Source organism: Streptomyces sp. NPDC008092 (assembly GCF_042957285.1).
In the GTDB taxonomy this organism is placed as follows: domain Bacteria; phylum Actinomycetota; class Actinomycetes; order Streptomycetales; family Streptomycetaceae; genus Streptomyces.
This window is the reverse complement of sequence record NZ_JBIBHY010000002.1, coordinates 624,107-647,341: the sequence shown is the minus strand read 5'-3', so window position 1 is coordinate 647,341 and position 23,235 is coordinate 624,107. Positions and strand designations below refer to the sequence as shown.

Annotated in this window: 13 protein-coding genes; 5 read left to right on the top strand and 8 right to left on the bottom strand. The window is 73.8% G+C overall.

The genetic code is table 11. The annotated features are described in order from the left end of the window. The first annotated feature begins 116 nt into the window (after window positions 1-116). Complete coding sequence (locus ACFZB3_RS07750) at window positions 117-443, top strand: Rieske 2Fe-2S domain-containing protein (protein ID WP_391371307.1); 327 nt, start codon at window positions 117-119, stop codon at window positions 441-443. A 7-nt stretch (window positions 444-450) separates the two neighbouring features. Here ACFZB3_RS07750 and ACFZB3_RS07745 read toward each other — a convergent pair whose 3' ends face one another. Next, a complete protein-coding gene (locus ACFZB3_RS07745; protein WP_391371304.1) occupies window positions 451-1,980 on the bottom strand; it encodes an aldehyde dehydrogenase family protein in 1,530 nt (509 codons plus the stop codon). A gap of 25 nt (window positions 1,981-2,005) precedes the next feature. After that, the gene (locus tag ACFZB3_RS07740; protein ID WP_391371302.1) at window positions 2,006-3,403 is read right to left on the bottom strand and encodes a 2-oxoadipate dioxygenase/decarboxylase family protein; all 1,398 of its coding nucleotides are present in this window, start codon (window positions 3,401-3,403) and stop codon (window positions 2,006-2,008) included. Between the two features lie 286 nt (window positions 3,404-3,689). On the opposite strand from ACFZB3_RS07740, the gene ACFZB3_RS07735 reads away from it, so the two are divergent. Further along, window positions 3,690-5,867: an MMPL family transporter gene (locus ACFZB3_RS07735; protein WP_391371299.1), complete on the top strand. Its 2,178-nt coding sequence runs from the start codon at window positions 3,690-3,692 to the stop codon at window positions 5,865-5,867. A 150-nt stretch (window positions 5,868-6,017) separates the two neighbouring features. On the opposite strand, the gene ACFZB3_RS07730 is transcribed toward ACFZB3_RS07735, so the two are convergent. Beyond that, a complete protein-coding gene (locus ACFZB3_RS07730) occupies window positions 6,018-7,169 on the bottom strand; it encodes an alcohol dehydrogenase catalytic domain-containing protein (protein ID WP_391371296.1) in 1,152 nt (383 codons plus the stop codon). A gap of 294 nt (window positions 7,170-7,463) precedes the next feature. On the opposite strand from ACFZB3_RS07730, the gene ACFZB3_RS07725 reads away from it, so the two are divergent. Together ACFZB3_RS07725 and ACFZB3_RS07720 are read left to right on the top strand one after the other, a co-directional pair. Next, on the top strand, window positions 7,464-14,840 hold the full coding sequence (locus tag ACFZB3_RS07725; protein ID WP_391371294.1) for an SDR family NAD(P)-dependent oxidoreductase: 7,377 nt from the start codon (window positions 7,464-7,466) through the stop codon (window positions 14,838-14,840). Window positions 14,841-14,873: 33 nt separating this feature from the next. Then, complete coding sequence (locus ACFZB3_RS07720; RefSeq protein WP_391371291.1) at window positions 14,874-16,415, top strand: tryptophan 7-halogenase; 1,542 nt, start codon at window positions 14,874-14,876, stop codon at window positions 16,413-16,415. Between the two features lie 39 nt (window positions 16,416-16,454). On the opposite strand, the gene ACFZB3_RS07715 is transcribed toward ACFZB3_RS07720, so the two are convergent. The 3 genes from ACFZB3_RS07715 to ACFZB3_RS07705 form a co-directional block, all read right to left on the bottom strand. Next, the gene (locus ACFZB3_RS07715) at window positions 16,455-17,684 is read right to left on the bottom strand and encodes an alpha/beta hydrolase family protein (RefSeq protein ID WP_391371288.1); all 1,230 of its coding nucleotides are present in this window, start codon (window positions 17,682-17,684) and stop codon (window positions 16,455-16,457) included. Between the two features lie 140 nt (window positions 17,685-17,824). Further along, window positions 17,825-19,390, bottom strand: a complete 1,566-nt coding sequence (locus tag ACFZB3_RS07710; protein WP_391371285.1) for a glycoside hydrolase family 30 beta sandwich domain-containing protein — start codon at window positions 19,388-19,390, stop codon at window positions 17,825-17,827. Between the two features lie 151 nt (window positions 19,391-19,541). Then, window positions 19,542-20,330 (bottom strand): alpha/beta hydrolase, encoded by a 789-nt coding sequence (locus ACFZB3_RS07705; RefSeq protein WP_391371282.1) that lies wholly within the window; start codon window positions 20,328-20,330, stop codon window positions 19,542-19,544. Window positions 20,331-20,660: 330 nt separating this feature from the next. Between ACFZB3_RS07705 and ACFZB3_RS07700 the strand changes: the two genes are divergently transcribed. Then, window positions 20,661-21,836 (top strand): MFS transporter, encoded by a 1,176-nt coding sequence (locus ACFZB3_RS07700; protein ID WP_391372061.1) that lies wholly within the window; start codon window positions 20,661-20,663, stop codon window positions 21,834-21,836. 8 nt (window positions 21,837-21,844) lie between these two features. On the opposite strand, the gene ACFZB3_RS07695 is transcribed toward ACFZB3_RS07700, so the two are convergent. Together ACFZB3_RS07695 and ACFZB3_RS07690 are read right to left on the bottom strand one after the other, a co-directional pair. Then, window positions 21,845-22,510: an epimerase gene (locus ACFZB3_RS07695; RefSeq protein ID WP_391371279.1), complete on the bottom strand. Its 666-nt coding sequence runs from the start codon at window positions 22,508-22,510 to the stop codon at window positions 21,845-21,847. Continuing rightward, window positions 22,507-23,124, bottom strand: a complete 618-nt coding sequence (locus tag ACFZB3_RS07690) for a TetR family transcriptional regulator (protein ID WP_391371275.1) — start codon at window positions 23,122-23,124, stop codon at window positions 22,507-22,509. Before ACFZB3_RS07690 ends, ACFZB3_RS07695 begins: the two co-directional genes overlap by 4 nt. Window positions 23,125-23,235: the final 111 nt, after the last annotated feature.

Here is a 23,235-nt window from a genome sequence, read left to right as displayed (position 1 = left end):
CAACCCTGGGGGAATGTCCGGGGCCGGCCCTTCACCGCGCTGACATGGTGCTGAAGAGGAACGGCGACAGGCGGCTGAAGACCGGGCGGCCTGTGCGGAGCAAAAGGGACGGGATCATGGCCGAGGACTTCAGCCGGGCGCGGACCATCGTCGACGACGCTCTCGTGGAGGACCCGGACAGCGGTGTGCACCGCATCCGGCGCAGTGTCTTCACCGACGAGGAGTTCTTCGAACCGGAGATGCGGCACATCTTCGAGCGGAACTGGGTCCATCTCGCGCACGAGAGCCAGATCCCGGCGACCGGGGACTGCTTCACGACGTACATCGGCCGCCGGCCCGTCGTCGTCTCCCGGGACAGGCAGGGCGAGTTGCGCTGCCTGATCAACGCGGGCAGGCTGCTGAAGGTGAGCGAACTGGCCACCCGCTTCCGGGAGGACGTCTGACGGGTGGTCAGAGGAAGCTGACGCCCTGGGCCAGGGTGAGTTCGCCGGAGTAGTTGACCGTGTTGGTGGCCGAGCGCATGTACGCCTTCCAGGCGTCGGAGCCGGACTCGCGGCCGCCGCCGGTGTCCTTCTCGCCGCCGAAGGCGCCGCCGATCTCGGCTCCGGAGGTGCCGATGTTGACGTTGGCGATGCCGCAGTCCGACCCGGCGGCGGAGAGGAAGAGCTCGGCCTCGCGCTGGTCGCGGGTGAAGATGCTGGACGACAGGCCCTGCGGGACGTCGTTGTGGAGCGCGATCGCCTCGTCGAGGGTGTCGTAGCCGAGGACGTACAGGATCGGTGCGAAGGTCTCCTCCCGTACGACGTCGGTCTGTTCGTGGACGCGGACCAGGGCGGGCTCGGTGTAGGCCGCCGCGGGGGCCGCCTCGGCCAGCCGGCGGTTGCCGCCGGCCAGGAGTTTGCCGCCCTCGGCCTGGACGCGGGTGAGGGCGTGCCGCATGCGGTCGAGGGCGCCGGTGGTGACGAGCGGGCCGACCAGGGTCGTGGCGTCGAACGGGTTGCCGACGGGGAGCCTGCCGTAGACGGTCGTCAGGCGCTCGGCGAGGGTGTCGGCGAGGTCGCGGTGGACGATGAGCCGGCGGAGTGTGGTGCAGCGCTGGCCCGCCGTGCCGGCCGCGGCGAAGACGATGCTCTGGACGGCGAGGTCGAGGTCGGCGGAGGGGGCGACGATCGCGGCGTTGTTGCCGCCGAGCTCCAGCAGGCTGCGGCCGAAGCGGGCGGCGACGCGGGGACCGACCTCGCGGCCCATGCGGGTGGAGCCGGTGGCACTGACCAGGGCCACCCGCGGGTCGTCGACGAGCCGCTCGCCGACGGTGCGGTCGCCGAGCAGGAGGCGGTGCACGTCGCGTGGGGCGCCGGTCTCCTCGGCGGCCCGGGCCAGCAGGCGGTGACAGGCCAGGGCGGTCAGCGGGGTGAGTTCCGAGGGCTTCCAGACCACGGTGTCGCCGCAGACCAGGGCGACGGCGGTGTTCCAGGACCACACGGCCACCGGGAAGTTGAAGGCGGAGACGACACCGACCACGCCGAGCGGGTGCCAGGTCTCGGCCAGCCGGTGGCCGGGGCGTTCGGAGGCGATCGTACGGCCGTACAGCTGCCGGGAGAGGCCGACCGCGAAGTCGCAGATGTCGATCATCTCCTGGACCTCGCCGAGCGCCTCGGAGCGGATCTTGCCCGCCTCGACGGTGACCAGGTCGGCCAGGTCGCTCTTGTGCTCGCGCAGCAGCTCCCCGAGGCGGCGGACCAGGTCGCCGCGGCGCGGGGCGGGGGTGGTGCGCCAGGTCAGGAAGGCGGCGCGGGCGGCCGCGAGGGCCTCTTCGACGTCGGTGGCGGTGGCCGCCCGCAGCCCGAAGAGGTGTTCGCCGGTGACGGGGGTGCGGGCCGGGAGGTCGTCGCCCTCGGCGGGTTCCGCGCCGAGGTTGCGCAGGCAGGTCCGGGCGCGGGTGCGCAGTTCGTCCGTGGTGGGCAGCGCGGTGCTGGTCATCCTGGTCCTCCGGGGGTGTGAGGGGTCAGCGGATGGGGCCGGTGAGGCCCAGGGCCCGGGCGGTCCGGGCGAGGGAACGGTTCTGCTGCTGCTCGTAGAGGGCGAAGGGGTCGAGGACCTCGCGGCCGATGGCGCCGGAGAGCCAGTCTGCGTCGTGGGCGGCGCCCTGCCGGCTGTTGTCGCGGGTGCCCTCGCCGCCGAGGTTGGACTGGAAGATGCCGGCGGCGGAGCGGGGCAGGAAGTCCTCGTAGACGATCGGTTCGGCGCGTACCCAGCCCTGCCGGACCAGTTCGGCGATGCCGGTGGGCGGGGTGCGGCCGTCGAGCGGCCGGTCGTCGGCGGCCCGGTAGGTGAAGTACGCCAGTCCCCGGGCCGCCAGTTCCGCCTCGCTGCCGGGCAGGTGGCGCTCCCACACGGCGCGTGCGATGTCGTCGCGGGCTGTCGTCGGGTGCCGGGCCGCCTGCTCGTCGACGAGGCCGAGGAGCTCGTCGTAGAGGGCGCGTCCCGCCCGGGTGAGGGCGATGCCGCGGGCCTCGACCTCGCCGAAGCGCACCCGCAGGGCGCCGCCGACGACACTGCCGTCCTCGGTGCGCATCGCGCGGGGTTCGGCCAGGGCGCGGAAGGAGGTCTGGCGCAGCAGGACGTCGGGGCCCTGCCAGGCGGGCGGGCCCTGGATGGTGTCGATCATCTCGATGCCGCGGTCGGTCATCCGGCGGTACAGCTCGTCGATGTCCAGGACGCGCGGGGTGAGGTGGTTGATGTGGGTGCTGCGGACGCCGCCGATGTCGGCGGCGACGGCGGAGACCTTCTCCAGGGTGCGGTACCAGGCCCGGTCCACCGGCTCGGCCGACAACTCGAAGGCCTGCACGGCCAGTCGGAGGAAGCGCTCGGCGTCGTCCGGCGGCAGTTCGCCGTCGGCGGCGGCGCGGTCGGCCAGCGTGAGCAGCTCCGGCGGGAAGAGTTCGCGGGCGGCGAGGAAGGTCTCCAGGCGGGCGCGCAGGTCCGCGTCGAAGAAGCGCGGGTCGGCGGGTGTGAGCAGGGAGGTGAACACCCGGAAGGGGTTGCGGGCGAGTTCCCCGCCGTCGACCGGGCGGAAGGCGGTGGAGACGACGGGGACGGCGCTGGCCGCGGCCTCCCGCAGGTCGTAGAAGCCGACCGGGTGCATGCCGAGGGCACCGAAGACCCGGGCGACCTGGTGCAGTTCGCGCGGTGTGCCGACGCGGATGGCGCCGTGCCGCTCGGCGGTGACCCTGCCGATGGAGCCGAGGCGCTCGGCGTCGGCTCCGCGGGCGCGCAGCACGTCCTCGTTGACCTCGCGGGAGACGTCCACCAGCGTCGTGTAGGCGGGCACCTCCCGGCCGTACATCTCCGAGAGCCGCTCCGCGAACGCGGCGCGCAGCTGCCATTGACCGGTCGTTGACATGGTTCGGCCCTTTCGGGGACGGGCGACGGTGCCGCGATCACGTCTTCGATGGTCGCCGACCGGGCCGCCGCCGTACAGATGACAGGGCCGCCGGCGGGCGCCGGGAAAGGCGCAGGAACACGCCGTGCCGAAAACCCACTGGACCGATCTTCACAGCTGATCCCTAACATATGGCGTCAAGACAACCATGCGACCGGCCCGTTGGAACGCGCGCCGGTCGGGGTCGCCGATGCCAGGGTCCGCTCCCCGGGCTGCGGTGATCTTCCTAACCAGGAGGACCTTCCGCATGTTCCGACGAATTGGCAGTGCCGTCGTCCGACATCCAGTCTGGACGATCGTGGCATGGCTGATCGCGGCGGTGGCGATCGTCGCCACCGCCCCGAGCCTGCCCTCGAACAGCGACGAGAGCAGCTTCCTGCCCAAGAGTTACGAGTCCATCAAAGCGGCCGAACTGCAGGTGAAGGCGTTCCCCAGCACCTTCACCCCGTCCGCGATAGCGCTCTACCAGCGCACCGACGGCGGCAAGCTCACCGCCGACGACAAGAAGGACGTCGCCCGGTTCGCCACCGAGCTGAGCGGCAAGCACATCGACCAGGTCCAGAAGGTCGTCCCCAGCCAGCCGTCGAAGGACGGCAGGTACGACCTGATCCTGGTGCAGATGGACAGCAAGAACGCCGGACAGCCGGTGCAGGCGGACGCGGCCAAGGTGCTGCGCGACGACGTCAAACAACTGGCCAGGGGCACGAACCTGGAGGTCAAGCTGGGCGGTTCGGCCGCGCAGGCCCTCGACCAGCAGGACTCGTCCAAGCGCGGCGAGGCGCTGATCGGCATCGGCACCTTCGTGATCATCCTGGTGACTCTGCTGATCATCTTCCGGGCGCCGATCCTGGCGTTCCTGCCCCTGGTGGTGATCGGCGTGGTGTCGGCCATCGCCAACGGGCTGATCGCGTACGCCACCAAGCTGTTCGACCTGCAGGCCAACAGTTCCGTGTCGTCGATCCTGATCGTCGTGCTGTTCGGCGTGGGCACGGACTACTTCCTGTTCCTGATGTTCCGCTACCGCGAACGCCTGCGCGCGGGTGACGAACCCAAGGAGGCCATGGTCAACGCGGTCGGCCGGGTCGGTGAGGCGATCGCCTCGGCGGCCGGCGCGGTCATCATCGCCTTCCTGGCGCTGGTGCTCTCCACGCTGGGCTTCCTGAAGCAGATGGGCCCGGCGCTGGCCATCGCGGTCTCCGTCACGCTGATCGCGGGACTGACGCTGATCCCGGCCGTGGTCTCGCTCATCGGCCCGAAGGTGTTCTGGCCGTCGAAGTCCTGGCAGCGGGAGCCGGCGAACGCCCGTTTCGCGGCCCTGGGCCGTGGTGTGCAGCGCCGCCCCGGACTGACCGCGGCGGCCTCCGGCCTGGTCCTGCTCGTGCTGTCGCTGGGCACACTGGGCTACCACGCCACGTTCGACCTGGCTTCGGGCTCGATGCCCAAGACCAAGGAGTCCATGGTCGTCCAGGACCAGATGCAGAAGGCGTACTCGGCCGGTGCCGCCGCGCCCACCGACGTCTACCTCTCCAGCACCGACGGCAAGCCGCTGGACACGTCCTCCTTCGACGCGTACGCGCAGAAGCTCGGGGCCGTGGACGGCGTCGCGAGCGCCCGGATGGCCCAGGTGAACAAGGCCGGGACCACGGCCGACTTCACCGTCACCCTCAAGTACGAGGCGTCCACGGACAAGGCGATAGACGCCGTGGGCCGGGTGCGGGACGTCGCGCACGCCGACGCCCCCGCGGGGACCGAGGCGCTCGTCGGCGGCATGTCCTCGATCTACAAGGACATCGACTCGGCGGTCAACCACGACTACCGCACGGTGTTCCCCGTCGCCGCCCTGCTGATCATGGTGATCCTGGGGCTGCTGCTGCGCAGCGTGGTCGCCCCCTGGTACCTGATGGCCTCGGTCGGGCTCGGCTTCGGCGCCACGCTCGGCGCCACGGTCTGGATCTTCCAGGACGCGCAGAACAAGCCGGGTCTGATGTTCATGCTCCCGGTGATCATGTATCTCTTCGTGGTCGCCATCGGCACGGACTACAACATCCTCATGATCGCCCGGCTCCGTGAGGAGGCCCGCGAGGGCCGGGAGCCGCGCGAGGCGGCCGGCATGGCACTGCGGCATGCCGGGCCGACGGTGGCCGCGGCGGGCTTCATCCTGGCGGCGACCTTCGCCACGATGATGCTGGCGGGCAACGCGCTGCTCACGGAGATGGGTTTCGCCGTCTCCTTCGGCATCGCGGTGGCCGCCTTCGTCATGGCGATGTTCTTCACCCCGAGCCTCACGGCGCTGATCGGCCACGCGGCCTGGTGGCCGGGCCAAGCCGACCGGGCGGCACCGGCGCCGGCCACGGGCCCGGAACCCGGCGGTGCCGCGCCGGTGGCCGGGGAGGACCGGAACACTCCCGCGGGACGCCCGAGCTAACGGCGCGATTCCGGTCGCGTACGGGGCGGGGGCCGGGGGAAGCCGCAGGGCTGACCCCGGTTCCCGTCCCCGGTCCGCCGGGTGGATCACCGGACGCACGCCGGCTCCCCGCCGACGTGACCGGCCCGCCGCGCTGTGCCGTCGCCGCCGCTACGCCGCGAGAGCGTGCCCCGGGTGCAGGACGACCTTGGTGTAGCCCTCGATCCGCTGGTCGAACTTCTCGTAGGCGCTCGGTGCGTCCTCCAGCGGCAGCTCGTGGGAGACCACGAAGCTGGGCTTGGCCCGCCCCGCGATGATCAGGTCACGCAACTGGCGGTTGTACTGCTTGACGTTGCACTGTCCGGTGCCCATCTGCTGGCCCTTCTCGAACATCCTGCCGATGGACACCAGCAGCAGACCGTGCTTCGCGTGCTCGTCGGGTCCGCCCGGGTCGGACGGGACGTACAGGCCCGGAACGCCGAGCATGCCCGTCGGCCGTACCGTGTCGACGAGGGCGTTCAGGACGACGGCGGGTTCCTCGTGGCTCGCGTCGTGTGCCTGGGCCTGGTAGCCGACGGCGTCGACGCCCTTGTCCGTGCCCTCGCCCCGGGTGTGTTCCTTGATCTGCTCGGCCGGGTCGCCCTGGGTGAAGTCGATCGGTATCGCTCCGATCTGCTCGGCCTTGGCGAGCCGCTCGGGCACGCGGTCGACCGAGAACACCTTGGCCGCACCGCGCAGCAGCGCGGAGTACGCGGCCATCAGCCCGACGGGGCCGGCTCCGAAAACGGCGACGCTCTCACCCGGGGACACCCGGGCCAGCTCACAGCCGTGGTAGCCGGTCGGGAAGATGTCCGCGAGCAGCACGAAGTCGGTCTCGAACTCGTTGCCCGGCGGCAGCTTCAGGCAGTTGAAGTCGGCGAACGGCACGCGCAGCAGCTCGGCCTGGCCGCCCTTGTAGGGGCCCATGGCCACATAGCCGTAGGCCCCGCCGGCGAAGCCCGGATTGACCGTGAGGCAGAAGCCGGTCTTGCCGGCCAGGCAGTTCTTGCAGAAACCGCAGGCGACGTTGAAGGGCATGACCACCCGGTCGCCCTCGGACAGCGAGGTCACGCCGGAGCCGGTCTCCTCGACGATGCCGAGGTTCTCGTGCCCGAAGACGATGCCGGCCTCGGCGGCCGTGCGCCCCTCGTACATGTGCAGGTCGGATCCGCAGATGGCCGTCGATGTGACCCGTACCAGCACGTCGTTCGGGTGCTGTATCCGCGGATCGTCGACGTCTCTGATCGTGACGCTGAAGGGCTTCTCGTAGACGACGGCTTTCACCTGGCTCACCTCCGCGTCGAACGCCGGGCTACGGCGTGTCGCGCGGGCCGAGGCCTGGCCGGGAGAAACGGCCGGGACAGCGCCCCGGTCCGTGCCGCAACTCCGGGCGCTCTGGTTTCACCATCGGATACTTCCAGAAAACGCCGCTCGCGCACGCGGTGCAACCCCGGCCCCGGCGGCGCCCTCCTACCGGGAGAGTGCCCGGCCCAGCGCGCCGCGTACGGCCCCGGTGCGGTCGTCCGTACGCTCGCCAACAGGGATGGCCGGCAACGTCGTTGCACCAAGGGGGGCCTGGTGGGAGTGGAGCGCGCGGTGACCGTGCGGCCGGTTGCGGAGTTGCTCGTCGAGAACTCCGTGCGGTACGGCGGGAAGGTCGCCTTCGCCGATGACCGGCGGTCGGTGGACTGGGCCGGGCTGGAGCGCAGGACCGCCCGGCTGGCCGCCGGCCTGGGGGTGGGCCGCACGGCCCGGGTGGCCTTCTGCCTGGCCGACGGCGTGGAGCTGGTCGAGGGGCTGCTGGCCACGGTACGGGCCGGTGCGGTCGGGGTGCCGCTGGGTTCGCGCGCCACGGACGCCGAACTCGCCGAGCTGCTGGCCGACTGCGCTCCGGCGGTGCTGGTCACCGACCGGCACAACCTGCCACGGATCACGCGGCTGACGGCAGGGCGGCCCGTCCGGCTGCTGGTCACCGGCGAGGGGCCGGTGCCCCACGGGGTGGCCGGCTGGGAGGCGCTGGCCACGCGACCGTCGTCCGCTCCGCCCGACGACCTCGGCCTGGACGAGCCGGCCTGGCTGCTCTACACGTCCGGAACCTCGGGTACCGGCAGGGCGGCGGTCTCCAGCCAGCGGTCGGCCCTGTGGTCCTCGGCCGCCTGCTATCTGCCCCGGCTCGGGCTGTCGGCGGCGGACCGCGTCCTGTGGCCGCTGCCCCTCTCGCACACCTACGCCCACTCGCTCTGCGTCCTCGGCACCACCATGGCCGGGGCGAGCGCCCGGATCACCGCGGTCCAGGAACCGGCGGCCCTGGTCCGGCTGGTCGACGGGTACGCGCCGACCGTCCTGGCCGGGGTACCCCTCACCTACCGGCAGCTGCTGGACGCCGGACTGGGTGCCGTGCCCTCGCTGCGGCTGTGCGTCACGGCCGGCGCGCCGAGCGACCCGGAACTGCGCGCGGAGGCCGAGGCACGGTTCGGTGCCCCGCTGCTGGACGGCTACGGCAGCACCGAGACCTGCGGCAAGATCGCCGTGGAGTCGCCCGCCGGGCCACGGGTGCGGGGCAGCAGCGGGACGCCGCTGCCCGGCATGGAGGTACGGATCGCCCCGGCAGACGGTGCCGGCGGGGACGGCGCGGACGGCGAGATCTGGGTCCGCGGCCCCGGCGTCATGCTCGGCTACCACAACCGGCCCGCGGAGACCGCGGCCGCCCTGCGCGACGGCTGGTACCGCACGGGTGACCTGGGCCGGCTCGACGAGCAGGGATTCCTGACCGTCACCGGCCGGGCGGGCGACCGCATCGTGCGCGGCGGCGAGAACGTCGACCCGGCCGAGGTGGAGCGGGCGCTGTGCGGTCTGCCCGGGGTGCGGGACGCGGCCGTGGTGGGGCGGGCCCATCCGCTGCTCGGTGAGGTTCCGGTGGCGTTCGTGGTGCCGGACCGGCCGGACCTCGATCCGGTGCCGTTGCTGCGCGCCTGCGCCGCGCTGCTCTCCGCGCACAAGGTGCCCGAGGAGGTGCTGCTGGCCCCGGCGGTACCCCGCACCTCCGGCGGCAAGCCGCGCCGGGCCCTGCTGCGTCGGGCGCTCGCCGACCGCCCGGCGGATCCGGGGCTCGCCGCACTGGCCGGGCGGACGCCCGGTGAGCGGCGGGCCGCGCTGACCGACCTGGTGTGCGCGGAGACGGCGGCGATCCGGGGCGGGGCCGCCGATCCGGGCACGGCGTTCGCCGACCTCGGCCTGGCGTCGATGGACGCCATGACCCTGTGGCACCGGCTCACCGTCCACACCGGGCTGCGGCTGCCGGCCACGCTGGTGTGGGACCACCCGAACCCGGCCGCGGTCGCCGCCCACCTGGACGCGCTGCTGCACGGTGTGGCGGGGTCCTCGCCGGACGGGACAACGGGACCCGAGCCGGACGGGACGAACGGATCCGCGCCGGACGGAACGGCCGGAGCCGAGCCGGACGCGACAGCAGGCACCGCACCGAACGGAACAGCGAGGACCGCACCGCACGCGACAGCAGGCACCGCACCGAACGGAACAGCGAGGACCGCACCGCACGCGACAGCAGGCACCGCACCGAACGGGACAGCGGAGACCGCGCCCGGCGGGACGGCAGGCACGGCGCCGGACGGGAGGCCGGGGTCCGGGCCCGGGCCCCGGCGTGGTCCGGAGGCCGAGCCGGTGGCGGTCGTGGCGGCCGGCTGCCGGTTTCCGGGCGGCGTGAACTCCCCCGCGGACCTGTGGCGTCTGGTGGCGGAAGGGCGCGACGCCACCGGTGACTTCCCGGCCGACCGGGGCTGGGACCTCGCCTCGCTGCACCATCCCGACCCCGACCGGCCCGGGACGACGTACACCCGCCGCGGCGGGTTCCTCGACGGGGTCGCGGACTTCGACCCGCTGTTCTTCGGCATGTCGCCCCGCGAGGCGCTGGCCACCGATCCCCAGCAGCGGCTGCTCCTGGAGGTCGCCTGGGAGACCTTCGAACGGGCGGGTGTCCCGGCGCCGGAGCTGCACGGAACCGACACCGGCGTGTTCGTCGGCCTGATGCACGCCGGCGGGTACGGCCGCGGCGGGGCGCCCGGCGAACTGGAGGCCCACCTCGGCGTCGGCTCGTCGCCGAGCGTGGCGTCCGGCCGGATCGCGTACACGCTGGGGCTGCGCGGCCCGGCGCTGACGCTGGACACGGCGTGTTCGTCCTCGCTGGTGGCGCTGGACCTGGCGGCCCGGTCGCTGCGGGCCGGGGAGTGTTCGCTGGCGCTGGCGGGCGGGGTGACGGTGCTCTCCGATCCGCTGCCGTTCGTCGTGTTCAGCCGGCTGCGCGGGCTGTCGCCGGACGGGCGCTGCCGGTCGTTCGCCGCGGGCGCGGACGGCACCGCCTGGGCCGAGGGCGTCGGTCTGGTGCTGCTGGAGCGGCTGTCCGACGCCCGCCGCAACGGCCATCCGGTGCTGGCGGTGCTGCGCGGCTCCGCCGTCAACTCGGACGGCGCGTCGAACGGCCTGACCGCTCCCAACGGCGCGGCGCAGCGGGACCTGATCCGACGGGCGCTGGCCGACGCGGGGCTGGACGGGTCCGGCGTCGACGCGGTCGAGGGGCACGGCACGGGCACCGCGCTCGGCGACCCGATCGAGGCGGGCGCCCTGCTCGCGACCTACGGGCAGCGCCGTGACCCGGCCGATCCGGTGTGGCTGGGCTCGGTGAAGTCGAACCTGGGGCACACCCAGGCGGCGTCGGGGATGGCGGGCCTGATCAAGATGATCGAGGCGATGCGCCACGCGGAACTGCCCGCCTCGCTGTACGCGGAGCAGCCGTCGCCGCACGTCGACTGGTCCGGCGGTGCGGTACGGCTGCTCGACCGGGCCCGCCCGTGGCCGCGCCGCGACCGTCCGCGCCGGGCGGCGGTCTCGTCGTTCGGTATCGGCGGCACCAACGCCCACGTGATCATCGAGGAGCCGCCGGACGCCGGCGCGGAGGGCGGGGCGGCGGGCGGGGCGGCGACGGCCGGTACGGACCCGGCCGCGCGACCGGCCCACCGGCTGCCGTCGATGCCCTGGCTGGTCGGCGGGGGTGACGAGGCCGGGCTGCGCGCGCACGCCGCGCGCCTGGCGGCCGACCTGGCCGGTGTACGGCAGGACGCGGACGCCCTGGACGTCGCGTTCTCGCTGGCCACGACCCGGGCGCCGCTGACGCACCGGGCGGCCGTCCTGGCCCCCGACGCCGAGGGCCTGCTCGGCGGGATGCGCGACCTGGCCGCCGGCGCGGCCGCTCCGGCGCTGCTGCGGGGCACCGCGCGTCGGCGCCCGAGGGTGGCCCTCCTGTTCCCCGGCCAGGGAGCCCAGCGCCCGGGGATGGGCCGCGACCTGCGGGCGGCTTTCCCCGCCTTCGACGCGGCGTTCACCGGTCTGTGCGAGGAGTTCACTCCCTGGCTGGACCGCCCCCTGCTGGAGGCGATCGACGACCCGGGCCTGCTGGACCGTACCGACTACGCGCAACCCGCGCTGTTCGCCTACGCGGTGGCCCTGCACACCCTCCTCACCGGCTTCGGCGTACGCCCTGACCGGCTGGCCGGGCACTCGGTCGGCGAACTGGCCGCCGCGCATGTCGCCGGGGTGTTCTCCCGGGCCGACGCGGTACGGCTGGTCGCCGCGCGCGGCCGGCTGATGGCGGCCCTGCCCGGCGGCGGCGCGATGATCGCGGTGCGGGCGCCGCTGGCCGCGGTGACGCCGCTGCTGGACGGGGTTCCCGGGCGGATCGTCGCGGTCGCGGCGGTCAACGGACCGGAGTCGGTCGTGCTCTCCGGGCCCGAGGACGCGGTGACGGCGCTGGCCACCGCCCTTGGAAGGCCGCAGCGCAGGCTGCGGGTCAGCCACGCCTTCCACTCGCCGCTCCTCGACCCGGCGCTGGCCGAGTACCGTGCGGTCGCCGAGTCGGTGACCGGGCGGCGGCCCTCCGTGCCGGTCGTGTCCACGCTCACCGGACGGGCGGAGACGGACGCGCTCACCACCGCGGAGCACTGGGTGCGGCAGGCGCGCGAGACGGTCCGGTTCGCCGACGCGGTGGGCGTGCTCGCCGACGAGGGTGTCACGGCCTTCGTGGCGGCCGGGCCGTCCGCGGCGCTCGGCGTGGCGGCCGAGGAGTGCGTCGGGCCGGACGCGGGCGCGGTGTTCGCCTCCTGCGCCGACGCCCAAACGACGGTCGAGGCGCTGGCCGCGCTGCATGTGCACGGGGCGGAGGTGGACTGGCGGACGGTGTACGCGGGCTCCGGCGCCCGGCGGCGCCGGTTGCCCACCCACCCCTTCCGGCGGCAGCGCTACTGGCTGGACGCCGTCCGGCGGCCGGCCGCGGCCGGCCATCCGCTGCTGGGCGAGCCGGTGCCCGACGCCGACGGGCCCGCGATCCGGCACACCGCGGGGCTGTCCCTCGACCGCCATCCCTGGCTGGCCGACCACGTAATCGACGGCCGGGTGGTGGTGCCCGCGACCGTCTTCGCCGAGCTGGCGGCCCGGGCCGACGGCTCGGGCGGGCCGGTCCGGCTGGCCGAACTGGCCCTGCACGCGCCGCTCGTCCTCGCTCCCGGGCAGGGGGCGCAGGTGCAGGTGGTGGCCGGGGCGCCGGACCGGTCGGGCGGGCGGCCGGTCACCGTCTGGGGCCGGCCGGCCGAAACGCCGGGACCGTGGACCCGGCACGCCACCGCCACGACCGGCCCGGCCGGGCCACCGCCCGGACACAGGCCCGGCGCCTGGCCGCCGGCGGACGCGCACCGGATCGCCGTCGACTACGACGGCCTCGCCGGGCAGGGCCATCGGTACGGGCCCGCCTTCCGCGCGGTGACCGCGCTGTGGCACCGGGACGGCGAGACGTTCGCCGAACTGGCGCTGCCGCCCGGGCAGGCGGCGGCCGCGCGGTCGTACACCCTGCACCCGGCCCTGTTCGACGCGGCACTGCACGCGGCACTGCTGGCCGAGGAGCCCGGGGAGCCGAGGGCGCCGGTCATCTGCACCGGGGTGACAGTCCACGCGACCGGTGCCGCAGCGGGGCACGCGGTGATACAGCGGCTGGGCCCGGACGAGTTCCGCGTCGCCCTCACCGACGGAGCCGGGCTGCCGCTGGCCGCCGTGGAGTCCGTGGTCACCCGGGCGATCCCGGCAGCCACGCGACCGCCGGCCGAGACCTACCGCCTCACCTGGCGACCGCTGCCGCCGTCCGACACCGTGCCGCCGACCGGCACCGCGAACCCGGCCGACAGCGCGAGCCCGACCGGCACCGCGAACCCGGCCGGCACCGTGCCACCGGCTGGCACCGCGAGCCCGGCCGACAGCGCGAGCCCGACCGGCACCGCGAACCCGGTCGGGACCGTGCCACCGGCTGGCACCGCGAACCCGACCGGCACCGCGAACCCGGTCGGCACCGTGCCACCGGCTGGCACCGCGAGCCCGGAGCACGAGTTGCTCGACGTGGCGCGGCTGGCCGCGGCCCTGCCCCCGGACACGGCCATGCCCGACCGGGTGCGCGGGCTGCTGGACGCCGTGCTGGAGCGGGTGCGCGCCTGGACCGCCGGCGCACGGCCGGGCCGGCTGCTGGTGCTCACCGGGAACGCCACCGGAGACTCCCCCGACCCGGCCGAGGCCGCCGTCGCCGGGCTGGTCCGCAGCGCCGGGTCGGAGCATCCCGGCCGGATCGTGCTGGTCGACCGGCAGGGTGCCGCCGCCACACCCGCGGCGGTCGCGGCGGCGTTGCGCACCGGCGAGCCGGAAGTGGCGCTGCGCGACGGTGTCGTCATGGCGCCCCGGCTGGTCCGCGCCGATCCGCCGACCGCGCGGCCCGTCGAACCGGATCCCGAAGGGACCGTCCTCATCACGGGCGGCACCGGCGCGCTCGCGGCGAGTCTGGCCCGCTACCTGGTCGCCGAACGCGGGGTCCGGCGTCTGCTGCTGGCCGGCCGCGACGGGAAGGTCCCGGACTGGGCGGGCGAACTGGCCGCCGACGTGGACGTGGTGGCGTGCGACGTGCGCGACCGGGCGTCCGTGGACGCGCTGGTCGCGTCCTGCCGGCCGCCGCTCACCGCGGTCTTCCATCTGGCCGGAGTGGTGGACGACGGCATGACGGACGCCATGACGCCCGAGCGGCTCGCGGCCGTGCTCGCGCCGAAGGCGGACGGCGCCTGGCATCTGCACGAGGCGACCAAGGGCCTCGGCCTGGCCGCCTTCGTGCTCTACTCCTCGGCCGCCGGTGTGCTCGGCAGGCCCGGGCAGTCGAACTACGCCGCCGCGAACGGGTTCCTCGACGCCCTCGCCCGCTACCGGGTGGCCCGCGGCCTGCCCGCGCAGTCGCTGGCCTGGGGGCCGTGGGCCACGGCGGGCGCGGCGGGCATGGCGGGCCGGGTCGCGCCGGACCGGCTGCGGGAGGGCGGTGTGCTGCCCGTCGGCGAGGCGGAGGGCATCGCCCTCCTGGACGCGGCGCTGCGCCGTCCGGAACCGGTCCTGGTGCCGGTGCCGCTGGACCTGCGGGCCGCGGCGGGACCGGGCGCGCCGTCCGTCCTCGCCGACCTGTCGGCGCGCGGCCCGGCCGCGGTCGACGCGGCACCCCCGGACGGCGCCGCACGGGCGCCCGGTGCCTGGCGGGAGCGGCTCGCCGCCGTCGCGCCACCCGAACGTCCCGCTCTGCTGGCCGAGTTGATCCGCGCCGAGATCGCGGCCGTCCTGGGCTTCACGGACCCGTCCGATCTCCCCGCCGAACGCGCCTTCACCGAGCTGGGCTTCGACTCCCTGTCCGCCGTGCAGGTCCGCAACCGGCTCAGCGCGTTCACCCGGGTCCGCCTGGCACCGACCGTCGTACTGGAGTACCCGACGCTGCCCGAGCTTGCTGCGCACGTCCACGGGGTGCTGCTCGACGCGGACGCCCTGCCGGGACCGGAGACCGACGCGCCCGCGGCCGTCCGTGCCCGTCCGGCCAAGTGACCTTCCCGGTCCGATCGGAAGAGGAGTTCCCTGATGACGTCGCGAGACGAACAGCACAAGGAGTACGGGGCGTACGGAGAGTTCGACGAGTACGGGGAGTACGGGGAGTACGACCTGATCGTCGTCGGCGGCGGGCCGGCCGGGTCGACCGCCGCGACGGCGGTGGCCCGGCGCGGGCACCGGGTGCTGCTGCTGGAGCGGGAGACCTTCCCCCGCTACCAGATCGGCGAGTCACTGCTGCCCGCCACGGTCCACGGCCTGTGCCGCCTCCTCGGTGTCGCCGACGAGGTGGCGGCGGCCGGGTTCACCCTGAAGCGGGGCGGGACCCTGCGCTGGGGCCGGGACCCGGAGCCCTGGCAGTTCTCCTTCGCGACGACACCGCGGCTCCCGGAGCCCACCGCGACCGCCTTCCAGGTGGAGCGCTCCCGGTTCGACGAGATCCTGCTGCGCAACGCCGCACGTGCCGGCGCCGAGGTACGGGAGGGCAGCCCCGTACGCCGGGTGGTCACCGAGGACGGGCGGGTGCGCGGTGTCGAGTACACCGGCCGGGACGGCGCCCCGCGCACCGCGCACGCCCGGTTCGTCATCGACGCGTCGGGCAACACCAGCCGGATCCACGGCCGGGTGGGCGGGGCCCGGGTGTACTCGGACTTCTTCCGCAACCTGGCCGTGTTCGGCTACTACGCGGGCGGCCGCAGGCTGCCCGCGCCGAACGACGGCAACATCTTCTGTGCCGCGTTCGACGCCGGCTGGCTCTGGTACATCCCGCTGCGCTCCGACCTGACCAGCGTCGGTGCCGTGATCGCACCGGAGCACTACGCGGCCGTCCGGCACGACCCGCGCGCCGCCTGGCAGGACATGATCAAGGCCTGCCCCGAGGTCGCCCGGCTGCTGGCGGACGTACCCCTCGCGACGGAGGCGCCGTACGACCGGGTCCGGGTGCGCAAGGACTACTCCTACTGGAAGACGTCGCTGTGGACCCCGGGCATGGCGCTGGTCGGCGACGCCGCCTGCTTCGTCGACCCGGTGCTCTCCTCGGGCGTCCATCTGGCCACCTACGGCGCCCTGTTGGCGGCACGCGCGGTGAACGCGGCCCTGGAGGGCAGCGTGCCGGAGGAGCGCGGCTTCGCCGAGTTCGAGGCGCGCTACCGCCGGGAGTACGGGGTGTTCTACGAGTTCCTCGTCGCGTTCTACGACATGGAGCGGGACGAGGACTCGTATTTCTGGTCGGCGAAGAAGGTCACCCGGGTGGACGTCGACGAGGCCGCCGCCTTCGCCGAACTGGCCGGGGGCCTGGCGTCGGGTGACACCGGGCTGTCCGGTGCGGGCGGGCTCGGGGTCCGGTGGAGCGCCGCGGCGGCCGAACTGGAGGGCGCGGTGGACCGGTTGGCCGCCGCCGGCGACCGTACGAACCCGCTCCTCACCACCCGGGTCGTCACCGAGACCTTCCGTACCGGCAACGACCTTCAGGAGCAGGCCCTGTACGGCGCCCCGCTGGACGGCCCGGCCGCGCCGCCGTCCGGCGCCGGGCGGCTCGGGGTCACCGGGGACGGTCTGTGCTGGCTCCCGGCGTGAGCCCGAGGGCCGGTACGGCAAGGGAAGGCAGGCGGCCGTTCACCGGGTGAAGGGCCGCACCTCCGGGGCGCGGCCCGGCCGGCCTTCCGCCTTCCGGCCGCGCAGCCGGCGGTCGAAGAAGGAGGCGAGGCAGGCCCGTTCGGCGGGGATCGCGCGGGCCGGGGCGATGGTGCCGATGTTCTTCACGACCGTCTCCCGGGGCAGCCCGAGCCGGCGCGCGATCTGCGGGACCACCGCCTCCTCGTCGGTGAACGTGGCGTGTTCGGCGCCGCACAGGGTCAGGCCCTCGCGCGGGCCGCGGCTGTGCCGCCACAGGGAGTTCCAGGACGGGACCGTGCCCAGGTCGTTGCCGTCCTTGCCGACCAGCAGGAAGGGCCGGTCGAGCCCCTCGGCGGCGACGGTGGAGAGGTTGCCGGACTCGTAGTCCTCCTGGACGTACGCGACCACGCCGTCCAGGTCGGCGCCGGCCGCGATGCGCCGGTCGTCGTGCATCGCCTGGAGGGCGGTGAAGCCTCCTGCCGAGTGGCCGAACATGCCGAGGCGGTCCAGGTCGAGCATGCCGCGCAGTCCACGGGGCAGCGCTCGCGGCAGTTCGCCGAGCAGGAAACGGGTGTCGGCCACCCGTACGTCGATCGTCTTCTTCAGGAGGGCGGTGATGCGCTTCCTGTCCGGGGACGCCTTGGCGTACTCCGCGGGCAGCACGGTGTGTTCGACGCGGCCGCCGGGGAACTGGACGGCCGTGGCGTCGTAGGTGTGGTCGAGCATCACGACGACGTAGCCGCGGGAGGCGAGGTCGTCGCAGAGGGTGGTGCCGAGGGAGCGCGGGTCGCCGGTGCCGGGTGAGTAGCAGACGACCGGGTACGGGCCGCCGTCCCGGTCGATCGGGGCGCCTTCGTGCGCGTGGGTGCGGGTGGCCGCCCAGTCGACCTTGTCGGCGGGCACGCCGTCGAGGTTGTTGACGGCGACGAACCCGGCGGCCTCCCCGGGCAGCATCTGCGGTGCCCGGGGACGGCCGTCGACGTCCCGCGCCGGGTACCGGATGCTGATCATCAGCTCCCGGTACGGCTGTGCGGTGATCCAGGGATCGGCGCGTGCGGTGTCGACGAGGCGCAGGGAGACCGTCCCCACCGGGTGCGGGCCGCCGGGCTCGGGCAGGGTCAGCCGGACCGGCCCTGCCGGGTGCGGCGCGGCCGACGCGGTGCGCGCGGACACGGCGGACAGGGTGGTGGCGGCGACGGCCGACAGCAGGGCGGTACGGCGGGTGAGCAAGACGGGCCTCCTCGGCTCCGCAGGCTGCGCGGTCCGCGCGGACTGCGCGGACTGCGCGTGTTCTGCGGCTCCCGCCAGCTTCGCGGAGGGGCCGGGCCGTCACCATCCGGCAGGCCTGCTCTCACCCCGGGGGGTTAGCCCTACGCCCGGCCCTGCCACCGGTAGGTGGCGTAGGAGCCCGCCGGTACGGTCGTCACGAAGCTCTGGCCGCCGACGGTGACCCGGACCTTGCTGTCGGTGCCGTTGCCGTTGCCGTTGCCGAGGACGGTGACGTAGCCGCCGTCGCGGGTGCGGTAGACCACGTTGCTGATGCCGTGTTCGGTGGCGCTGGACTCCAGGCGGACGTCGCCGGGCGAGAGGTACTTCGCGAACTGGCCGAGCCCGTACAGCTCGTCGCGGACCGAGAACTTCCGCGTCTCCGTGTCGACGGTCACCAGCCGGTCCTTCCACTTGGTGGTGGCCGCGACCTGGTCCCAGTCGATGTTGTTGTCCCGGGCCGGCGTCCAGTGCAGGGTGCCGCCGTCCTGGTCGGTGGTCTGGGCCCACAGGATGTAGGAACCGGCGTCCAGGCGGAAGTCGTCGAGGACGGTCGAGGGCGAGAGGTCGCTGGTCTCCGTGAGCTGGACGGGCTTGCCGAACTCCTCGAACGCGTCGCGCATGACGGTCGGGTCGCCCCAGTAGGGGTGGAAGGCGATGGCGTCGGCCGCCTTGCGGACCTGGGCGCCGGTCACCGAGCCGTCGGGGGCGTCCTGGAAGATGCGGTAGTAGTTCTTGGTCGCCGTGCTGTTGGGGTCGTGCCAGTCCCAGAAGTTGAAGTCGTGCACGTAGAGCTGGGTGTCCAGGCGGGCGGCGCGCATCTCGCGCTTGATGGCGAGGGCCAGCTTCTGCTGCTGGGCGACGCTGATGTCCATGGCCGGGTAGACGACGTCCATGCCGGGCTCGTTGAGCAGGGTGAGCGCGTCGACCCGGATGCCGTGCCTGGCGTACGCCTGGACGAACTTGACGTAGTACCGGGCGAACACCTCGATGCAGTCGTCCCGCAACTTGCCGACCTGGTAGTAGTCCGTGCTGCTCCCGGGCTTGAGGGCGACCTCGCCGAGGAAGCGGTTGTTCGTCTTCATCCAGGCCGGTGCGCTCCATGCCGACGCGAAGAACGTGGCGTGCGGGTTGTAGTGCTGGATGAGCTTGACGGTGTCGATGATGTGCAGGTCGATGTCCCGCTGCACGGAGAAGTGCTTCAGACCGAAGTCCTCGGTGACGCCCGCCGGCAGGTCGTCCTCGGACCAGAACGGCAGGTGCTCGATGAGGTCGGGGCTGCCGATGGTCAGCCGGAACCGGTCGAGTCCCGCGCCGTGCTCCGGGTCGACGAGGAGCCGGACGGCCCTGGCGCGTTCGGCGGGGGTGAGCTTCCACAGGTTCGAGACGCTGGTCTCGTCCAGGGAGAAGCCGATGCCCGTGTACCGTTGCCGCAGCGCGCTCGGGTCGGCGACCACCGTGGCGTCGACGGAGCCGCCGGGGTCCGCGCCCGTCCTGACGACCGGGAGGGGCTGCCAGGCCCGGGTGCCGCCGGTGGAATAGGTGCCGGTGACGGCCTGGCCGTGCCCGGCGCTCCCGCCGGCGGGCCCGGACTGGGCGGCCGGGCCCGCCCCCATGAGCGGCAGGGTCATGACAGTGACGGCCGCGACGGCGGTGATCGTACGTCTCACAGCAACTCCTGGACTCTGTGGGGGTGTCGGGGGTGGTGCCGTGCCGAACCGAGATCCAAGCAATATCCGTGATGTTAAGTCAAGGTGTGAAGAAAGGGTTTCGCGAGGAGCGGTGCCGGCGCCCGGCAGGCTGCCGGGCGCCGACGGGCCGTCAGCTCAGGACCGGCGCCGGCACGGGCCGGGTGAGGTGCCGGGCGAAGAACCGGGCCGCGCTGTCGGCCTCGAACCTGGGGTGTTCCTTGTGCCTGCCCGCGTTGGCGTGCAGGGTCTTCTCCGTGGAGGCGAAGGCGTCGAACAGGGCGAGACCGGCCTCGCGCGGGATGTGCTCGTCGTCCCACTGGAGATGGAACTGGACGGGGACGGTGATCCGCCGTGCCGGCGCGGCCAGGGCGTCGGGCCAGTGCATGCCGAGGACCGCGGCGGTGATCCTCGGATCGGCGGCCGTCAGCGGCACCCCGATCGCGGTGCCCATGTTGAGGCCGTAGTAGCCCACCGGTCCGCCGGCGCCGATCTCGGGAAGCTCCTGGAGGGCGTCCAGGGTCGCCTGCCACTCGGGCACGGCGCGCTCGGCGAGGTGGGCGTTGTAGCGGACGACGATCGGGCCTTCCGGCTCGCCCGCCTCCCGTGCCCGGTAGAGCGCGGCGATCTCCTGCTCGTCGTAGGCCGTGCGCGGGCGGTCGCCGTGACCGGGCGCGTCGATGCAGGCGACGTGGAACCCGCAGCCGTACACGATCCGGTGCGCGCGGCCCGGCATCGCCGGCCACTTCTTGTGGGTGCCGCCGCCGTGGCCCATCAGGACCAGGGGCGCGGGCCCGGAGGCGGCAGCGGAGGCGGAGCCGGGCGCGGGGGACCAGAGCACGCCGGGGATCCCGCCCATGGTGAAGTCGCGTTCGACGACGCCGTCCGACGACGTCTCGGCGGTGAACTGCACAGAATGCATGGGGTGTTGCCTTTCGGGAGTGCCTTGTTGTCGAGGCGCTCCCGGCGACACCTACGTCGATCGCCCGACCGTGACGGAGCGAGGGAGCACCCACGCGGAAACAGCGTTCACGGGTCTCACCTCCTCGTCCGACGTCACGGTGCGACGGACGCTACGCACCGAGGGCGCACGCGTCCAGCGCTTTTCCCGCACCGCCCTTCTGTTCCTCCGCTCACCGGTTCGTCCAAGGGCCGCCGATCTTTGTCCATGGACGGAGCGTCCGTCGGCGGCGAGGGTCGGCGCATGGGTGAATCCGCGGTCGGGGAACGGCACTTGCCGGTGCGGGGACGGATGCCGGGCGGGCTTGTCGCGCTGGCGCTGGGCGGGTTCGGCATCGGGCTGACCGAGTTCCTGATCGCCGGGCTGCTGCCCCAGGTGGCGGCGGGCTTCTCGGTGTCGGAGGCGGCCGCGGGCCGGCTGGTCTCCGGGTACGCGCTGAGTGTCGCCGTCGGCGCGATCGCGCTCACCGCGGCGACGGCACGGCTGCCTCGCAAGCGGGTCCTGGTCGGCCTGGTGGTGCTGTTCGTCGTCGGCAACCTGCTGTCCGCGGTCGCGCCCACGTACGGCGTGCTGCTGCTCGGGCGGATCGTCGCCGCGCTCTGCCACGGCTCGTTCTTCGGCGTCGGCTCCCTCGTCGCCCGGAGCCTGGTCGCGCCGGAGCGGAAGTCCCGCGCGGTGGCCGTCATGTTCGCCGGGCTGACGTTCGCGAACGTGCTGGGTGTGCCGTTCGGCGCGCTGGTCGGCGAACGCTGGGGATGGCGGGCGGCGTTCTGGGCCGTCACCGCGATCGGAGTGCTCGCGCTGGCCGGGATCGCCGCCCTCGTGCCGGCCGTGGCGGGTGCGGTGCCGGGGGACGCGACGGGCGGCGGGCTGCGGGCGCAGCTGCGCGCGTTCCGCTCCGGGCAGGTGTGGCTCACGCTCGCCGCCACCGCACTCGGCTACGGCGGGATGTTCGGGGCGTTCAGCTACATCGCCTACACCTTCACCGAGGTCGGCGGGTTCTCCCCGGCCGCCGTCGCCTGGCTGCTGATGGTGTACGGCGTCGGCCTGGTCGTCGGGAACGTGGTCGGCGGGCGCGCGGCGGACCGGGACCGGGACCGCGCGCTGGTGCTCGCGCTGCTCGGGCTGACCTGCACCCTGGCCGTGTTCGGCCTGCTGGCCGGCAGTGCCCCCGCGTCGGTGCTGCTGGTGTTCCTGATGGGGGTGACCGGGTTCGCCGCCGTACCCGGCATGATCACCCGGGTGACCGATGCGGCCGGGGGCGCCGCGCTGGCCGCGAGTGCCAACGTGTCCGCGTCCAACGTCGGCAACGCCCTCGGCGCCTGGCTCGGCGGCCTGGCCATCAGCGCGGGCCTCGGCTACACGGCGCCGCTGTACACCGGCGCCGCGCTCACCCTGGCGGCGCTGGTCGTCATGGTCGTCGCCGCGCGCCGGGCGGCGTCGTCGGCCGCCGGACGGAGCGGTTGAGGGACCGGTCAGGCGCCCAGGCGGTTGATGTCCTTGCTGTACAGCACCCGGCTCTCGGTCACGCCCGGGCGGGTCACCGCCAGCATGGCGCGGCCCAGGTGTTCGGTGGTCGTGGTGTGGGCGGGGACGAGGCGGTGCAGGAGGGGGTAGAGCCACGAGGTGAGGGCGTACATGACGCGGTAGGAGCGGGTCCGGGAGACCGCTCCGTGCCGGGGCTGGATGTAGCCCGGGCGGAACATGTACGCGTTCATCGGCAGGGCGAGCAGGGCGTTCTCGGTGCGGCCCTTGACGCGTGCCCACATGGTGCGGCCCTGTTCGGTGCTGTCGGTGCCCTCGCCGGAGACGTAGGTGAAGGTCGGGCCGGGACTGGCGGCGAGCACCGCGTGGGCGGCGGCGAGCGTGAAGTCGTGGGTCACGCGGGTGTATTCGGCCTCGCTCAGGCCCGCGGCGGAGACGCCGAGGCAGTAGAAGCAGGCGTCCAGGCCGGTCAGCCGGTCGGCGACGGCGGACAGGTCGGTGAAGTCGTCGTGGGCGACCTCGGTCAGCTTGGGGTGGGTGATGCCGAGCGGGCGGCGGCCCACCACCAGGACGCTGCCGACCGTGGGGTCCAGGAGGCAGGCGCGCAGGACGCCCTGTCCGACCATGCCGGACGCACCGAACACGACGACGTTCACGAGGATCTCCGTTGCTGGGAGGCGGCGTCCGGCGCGGGGCCGGACGTCCACCAGGCGGGGGCGCAGGCCACGGCCGCGTCGACCAGGTCGTCCTTGGTGACGGACGGGTCGTCGAGCCAGGTCCTGATGGCGCCGGCGAACCCGTGGGCCATGAACTGGGCGATGACCTTGCGGTCGGCGCCGGGCAGGCCGGGCTGCTCGCGGCGGGCCAGGAAGGCCAGGGTGTACTCGCCGAAGTGCCGTACGAGTGCCTCGTAGACACCGCTGTCCGCGGGGTCGGCGAGGGAGTTGCGGTAGACGTCCAGGAACCGTTCGACGTGGTCGGCGACCTCCGCCGTGGCGAGGCGGAGCAGTTCCCGGTCGGAGTGTCCGCCCTGGGCCCGCAGCTCCTCCTCCCGGCGGTGGCCGCGTTCCAGGTCGTCGTGGAGTACCTGGATGAGCGGGTCCAGCGGGGTGCTGTAGCGGTTGTAGAAGGTCGCCCGGGTGACGCCGGCCCGGTCCGCGAGCTCGGCGACGGTGATCCGGGAGACGGGACGCGCCGAGGCCAGCTCCACGACGGCCTGCTCGAAGGCGCGGACCGTGCGGGTGACGCGCGGATCGATCCGGTCGTTCAAGCGCTGCCCTCCTGGTTCCGCCCTCATGCGCGCGGCCGTTGCGCGGCCCCTCCGGCACTGCTTCTGTACAACTGGGCCATAACTTTTATTCATCTGTCAAATAGGTGGGTG